The organism is Marinobacter sp. UBA2498, assembly GCF_002341575.1.
GTDB classification, from domain to species: Bacteria; Pseudomonadota; Gammaproteobacteria; order Pseudomonadales; family Oleiphilaceae; genus Marinobacter; species Marinobacter manganoxydans.
This window is the reverse complement of the sequence record NZ_DDOI01000085.1, coordinates 1-5385: the sequence shown is the minus strand read 5'-3', so window position 1 is coordinate 5385 and position 5385 is coordinate 1. Positions and strand designations below refer to the sequence as shown.

Genomic DNA, 5385 nt, shown 5'->3' with positions numbered 1-5385 from the left:
TTCCTGGAGCATGCCGATCAGGAACAGCAGCACGCCGATTGGCTGGCCGAACGTATCGTGCAGTTGGGTGGGAAACCGAACTTCTCGCCCGAAGGTCTTTTAACGAGGTCCCACGCCGAGTTCGTTGAGGGCGATACATTGCGGGAAATGGTAGTGGAAGATTTGGTGGCGGAGCGGATTGCCATCGACAGCTACCGCGAAATTGCCCGTTATCTGGGAGATCAGGACCCGACATCACGGCGGATTATCGAGGAAATCCTGGCTCAGGAAGAGGAGCACGCCGACGATATGGCGGGCTTACTTGAAGGTCTGGATAGCTAAGCCGCCTGACCGTAGACAGTAAAAGTGCTGCCTTTCAGGCAGCGCTTTTATTGCCGGTTTAGGCGACTGGCAAACTCAACCAGAAACAGGCGCCATGCCCTTCCTCTGAGTCAAACCCCACATCTATGCCTTCACTTGCTCCAACGGCAGTCCCAGCCAGAAAGTTGAGCCCCTTCCTTCCCGTGACTCGAATCCGACATCTCCTCCCATCTGTGTCATGATTTCTTTCGTGATGGCCAGACCGAGACCTGTTCCCCGTTTGCCACGTGTGTCGGAACTGTCTGCCTGAGCGAATTTCTGGAAAATTCTGCCGCGGAAATTATCAGGAATGCCAGGTCCCTGATCAGTAACGAGGATACGGACAAGATCATGTTCGACCTCGGTGCATACCAAAACCTCACCTTCAGGGGGCGAGAACTTGATGGCGTTAGACAGCAAATTGGTAAATGCCTGGCCCAGACGCGATCGATCGATTTTCGCCATGCAGTTGGGGCTACTGTCTTCGATCTGCACAGAAACGCCGCTGTCCAGGGCGTAGGTTTTGAGACGTTCTGCCGACTCCTCAATGACGGGGCCAAGTTCCTGTATACGCAGGTTCATGGTCATCTTGCCGGAAACAAGTTTTTCCATGTCTAACAGGTCGTCCACCAGTTGTTTCAGCTGCTCGGCATTACGATGGGCGATAGACACCATACGCTCAGCCTGTGAGGGAAGCGCGCCCAAAGTTCCGCTTTCGACCAGGCCAAGAGAACCCGATATGGAGGTCAGCGGCGTACGGAGTTCATGGCTTACCGTTGAGATGAACTCGCTTTTCATCCGGTCGACTTTTTTGCGCTCGGAAATATCTTCTATGAGGGTCCAGATCAGCGGTTGGCCAGAGGGGTTGCTGATTCTCATACCGCGGACGATGGCAGGATAGGTTGAACCATCCGCGCGCACGATCTCGACTTCATAAGGCCCGAAACGTCTTTCGCTCTGAAGTTCGGCGATGATTTGCTGTCGATGGTTTTCGAAGTCCGGGGGCAGAAGCTCAAAATAGTCCATTGCCATCAATTGGTCACGGCTGTATCGGGTAGGCCCTAGCAGAGCCTCGTTCACGTCAAGAAACGCTCCTGATACATAGTCATTCAGCGCTATGCCAATGGGCGACAGTTCGTAGAGTCTCCGGAGCTGAACTTCGCTTTCCTGAAGGGCCAGTTCGGTTTGTTTTGCCTCATCAATGTCAGCAATATAACCTTGCCACATGGTGCTGCCGTCTGGCATCCGTTCCGGTGATGACTTGCCCTCTACCCAGCGCCAGCCGGATTTGCCATCTGTTACCCGGTAGTGACTGTGCCAGAGCGTCAAGGACTCCTCAGATCTCTCAATACTGGCTGCTACCTTGGGCAAATCATCGGGATGGATCTTGGTGAAGCAGATCGAGGCATCTTCATGTGCCTCCTCTGCTGTAACACCGTAGATGTCCGTGATGCCGGGACTTGTGTAGGGAAACGAAACACGGCCATCCGGCCACTGTTGATACTGATAGAGCATGCCCGGCGTCTGTTCTACCAGTTTGGTGAGCATCTGCACACTGAGCTGCCTCTCAATGAGGGCTCCAACCCAGCGTGCCAGGAGAGTCACGAACTTGATTTCAGTATCCGAGAAGTCCTGTTCCCTCGGTTCTGGCGAAGAAAAGTTGAGGGTTCCGTACAAACGGTCTTTGATGAAAATGGGCGCAGCCAGGTAGCTCTCAAGCCCGAACTTGTCGTAGCACCGGTGATCGCGATAGCTCGATCTGGCCATGTGTGCAATGGCCAGGCTTTCCCGCGAACCGAGGAGCATTGAACAATAGGTGTCTTTCAGTGGAAAGCTGGCATTCTGCTCCAGTCCGGCATCCTCGGGGGCGACGAACCACCGGATGGAATAAACGTTACTATGGATCTCGCTGACTATTCCGAGAGGCAGCTTCAGGTAGTCAGACCCGAGCCGAAGGGCTTTTTCGATGCGAATGTCATCATTGGTTTCGGTGTCCAGGGCCAGATCATTGAGAATGGCCAGCGCTTCGTTCTGATGCTGGATCTTGCTCAGGTTGCTCATTTCCTCTGTGATATCGGCGTGGGTGCCATACATCATCAGTGGTTCATCGTTCTCGGTCCATTCAAACACCTGGCCGCGATCGTGCACCCAAACCCAATGGCCGTTCTTATGCTTCATCCGACACCGGTAGTCGTACTCGGACAATTCACCGGCAAAATGAGCTTTTAGCAATCGCTCTGATTCAGGCAGATCATCCGGATGTGCGAAGGCTAACCATGTCTCGATACTGACAGGCTCCAGCTCATCAAGCGTGTAGCCGCAAATGTTGGCCCAGCGCTCGTTGAAAACGGTTTCCCCGGTTTGTACGTTCCACTCCCAGGTGCCAATTCTCGTACCTTCAATAATAGCCCGTGACCTTCGCTCGCTGTGTTTGAGTTCCCGGTAGAACTCGGTTGCCGCCTGCATGTTGATTTCGCGCTCGACACAGTCGGCCATTTCACGAAGAAGGGATTGGTCCTCCTTATCGAAGGAGCGCGGAGTCGCGTCAATCAGGCAGAGCGTCCCCAATCTGAAGCCTTCGCTGTTGTGGAGGGGGGCGCCCGCGTAGAAGCGTATATTCGGGGCCTCGGTAACCAGCGGATTGTCGGAGAAGCGAGGATCCTCCATGGTGTCTTCGATGATCAGGGTGCCCGAGTCAAGAATGGTGTGACCGCAGAAGGATACGTCGCGGGACGTTTCCGAAGCTGCGAGCCCCTGGCAGGACTTGAACCATTGCCGGTTTTTGTCCACCAGGCTAACCAGCGCAATGGGAACCCGGAATGCCTTGCGGGCCATACGGGTGTAACGATCAAACCGCTCTTCAGGCTCCGTATCGAGCAGGCCCGTACGTTCAAGCGCCGCCTGGCGCTCAGTCTCCTCAGGAGGAAGTTCTGGCGCTTTCATTAATGTTGTTCCCCCTAACTATGTCATTAGGTAGCTCAACCCAGAAGTTGGCTCCGTTGTCGTAAAAATAGCCGACTTCACTGTTCATGAGTTTCGCCAGCTCCTGGCAGATCGCAAGGCCGAGCCCTGTTCCTGCCTGGGCCCTGGCGGAGCCTGAGTCGGCCTGGGCAAATCGCTGGAACAGCCGTGGCAGGAAGCTCTCCGGAACGCCTGGGCCTTCATCTGATACGGTAATTCGAACCATGCCAGATGAGGTTGATTCTGACGAGATCCTGACAGAGCCTCCTACGGGAGAAAACTTGATGGCATTGCTGATGAAATTATCCAATATTTGTCTAAGTCTGGTTGGATCAGCGGTGACGAATTTCTCTGTGCAATTTCCAAGTGTCAGTGGAATTTGGTAGTGGCTTGCCATGGCCCGGTTGCCATCGCAGGCGTCCCTTATAGCTGTTGCAGGATCAACTGTCTCCAGATCGATGGGCATCTGCCCTGCCATGGCTTTGTTGAAGTCCAGCAGGTCGGATATCAGCCGTTGCAACTGTTCGCTATTCCGAAAAGCAACGTCGACCATCGAGTCAGCTTTATCTGGCAGTTTCCCCGCTGCGCCTGAGCGCAGCAGTTTCAGTGCGCCGTTTATCGAGGTCAAAGGCGTGCGCAGCTCATGGCTTACGTTCGAGACAAAGTCGTCTTTCATGATGTCCAGCGCCTCGCGTTCCTTCATCAGCTTGTTAAAGGCGCTGGCTACGTTTCTGACCTCTGGCGGGCCTTTAAGAGACAATCGGTTTGCCGCAAAACCCTCCGTCGCCATTTCCCGTATCCTGAGCGACATTCTCTCCAATGGAAGCGTTGTTGCCCGGGCGAGTAGCCAAGCTATGGCTGCCAGTGCCAGAAGAGCCACGGCACTGGCAGCAAGGAACTTGTCGAAAGAGGCCCGTGCCGGTTGTGTTGCCTGTTGGTAGGGCACTGCTCTTAGAAACATCCAGCCCACGCGGTCAAGATGTTGCGTAGCGTAGATCCACTTTTTTCCAGAATGGTCGGAAACAACGCCTGAGGTCTGGCCGGACAATGCCGCATCAATAATCAGATCCTCGCCTGGTGGCGGCAGATCGGGCATCGGATTGGCGACGGAGAGCGTATCCACCTGCATGAAATGGCCGGTGTCGATGACCTTGAACAGGGCGCCAGAAGAGGCATCTTCCTGCTTCGGTATGATCCCGGCCTCGGCCAGGTTGATGATTCCTCCGGCGAAACCAAGTAAATCCCCATCGTCACTACTGATAGGGTAAAGAAAAGATAGGAGCAGAAGCCCGGTTGTCCTGCCAATAATTGGCCGGCTGATGACGGGTTCCCGGGTTTTGTAGGCCTCGCGAAAGTGCTGCCGGTCAGCGTAAGAGGTGCCTATACGATTGGGTACGTAAACGTTTTCGGCGATTGCCACGCTGTCTTCGTCGAAGACCAACAGGCCTGCCTCGAAGTACTCGGATAAAGCCGATTGCCGACCGAGCAGAGCTTCGATGCGATCTTTTGAGAGTCGGTTTTTACCATCCGTCAGAGTAGCGGCGAAAGCGCCCAGAGCCTGTATGCGCACCTGGAGATCCTGATCGACTCGATTGGCGATTGACTCGGCGTCCAGAAGCTGGCGCTGGGTGAGAACGTTTTCGAAATCCCGGATCAGCTCGTTGTAGGCTGTCGCTGAAAGAACGACGACAGTCAAAAAGCTACTCAAGACAGCAATAAGGGCAACGCGGCTGCCAATAGAAAGATTCCTCAAATTCAGCCCTTCAGGTCGTAGCGGTAGCAGTTGAAACGTGTTTTCATTACCGAGAGAGTAATTGAATTTGCCGGCGTGGCAAATAGTCCACCAGGAGTATTGATGTGGCCTTGGAGTCGACAGGCAAGATTTCTTCACGGCTGGAAGTGCTCAGGCAAAGATTTCTTGAGCGGGCCAAAGAAGATATTCAGCAATTGCGAACATTGGCAGAGAAAACCCGGCGTGGTGAGTTCTCTGCCGACGGATTGTTGTTTTGCTATCAAAGCCTGCACAAGTTGTCCGGTTCGGCGGGGACATTCGGCCTTCCAGAGCTAGCCCGGATTTCTCATAGT

The 5385-nt window shown here is 54.2% G+C and carries 4 protein-coding genes; 2 read left to right on the top strand and 2 right to left on the bottom strand.

Going from position 1 to position 5385, the window contains the following annotated elements; translation table 11 throughout:
• The coding region (locus B2W52_RS11750) for a ferritin-like domain-containing protein (RefSeq protein WP_286803195.1) at positions 1-321 on the top strand (321 nt) is incomplete at its 5' end.
• A 123-nt stretch (positions 322-444) separates the two neighbouring features.
• Here the strand turns inward: B2W52_RS11750 and B2W52_RS11745 are convergent.
• On the bottom strand, positions 445-3282 hold the full coding sequence (locus tag B2W52_RS11745) for a PAS domain S-box protein (RefSeq protein WP_273073333.1): 2838 nt from the start codon (positions 3280-3282) through the stop codon (positions 445-447).
• Positions 3257-4996, bottom strand: coding sequence for an ATP-binding protein (locus B2W52_RS11740; RefSeq protein WP_339624251.1), 1740 nt, complete (start codon positions 4994-4996; stop codon positions 3257-3259). The genes B2W52_RS11745 and B2W52_RS11740 overlap by 26 nt, the downstream gene beginning before the upstream one ends.
• A 161-nt stretch (positions 4997-5157) precedes the next feature.
• Between B2W52_RS11740 and B2W52_RS11735 the strand changes: the two genes are divergently transcribed.
• Positions 5158-5385: Hpt domain-containing protein (locus B2W52_RS11735; RefSeq protein WP_286803192.1), on the top strand; the 228-nt coding region annotated here is incomplete at its 3' end.

Bases quoted from the DNA above. Each gene is read 5' to 3' on its own strand.
- B2W52_RS11745 (WP_273073333.1), bottom strand. From the start codon at position 3,282: ATGAAAGCGCCAGAACTTCCTCCTGAGGAGACTGAGCGCCAGGCGGCG.